Raw genomic sequence first — 303 nt, 5'->3', positions numbered from 1 at the left:
TATTAAATCTTTTTTTGTTGAGAAATATCAAATACCCTAGTAGTAAAGATATATTGAAAAAATGTTAGATAGAGAAGGGTGACGTGGATGAATACCAATGTAATAAAAGTCGCAAGAATAAACCTGCAAGGTAACACTTTAGACCAGGGCTGGTTTAAGTACCTTACTTTAGAAAATGGCAAGCCCTATATGGTTGCGATTACAATACTTAGCGAAATTTTTTATTGGTATAAACCAACTGAAATAAAGGATGAAAGAACAAATGAAATCCAATATAAACAAAAATTTAAAGCAGACAAACTT

At 30.4% G+C, this 303-nt stretch carries 1 pseudogene; it reads left to right on the top strand.

The annotated features are described in order from the left end of the window. Nucleotides 1-87 precede the first annotated feature (87 nt). Nucleotides 88-303 (top strand): annotated as a pseudogene (locus ACQGS6_RS29580) (DNA replication protein DnaD); the annotation flags it as partial.

Origin of the sequence: Bacillus sp. GMs2/2, from assembly GCF_050172095.1 — a bacterium.
Classification (GTDB): domain Bacteria; phylum Bacillota; class Bacilli; order Bacillales; family Bacillaceae_G; genus Bacillus_A; species Bacillus_A cereus.
This window is presented reverse-complemented; position numbering and strand designations above follow the sequence as displayed.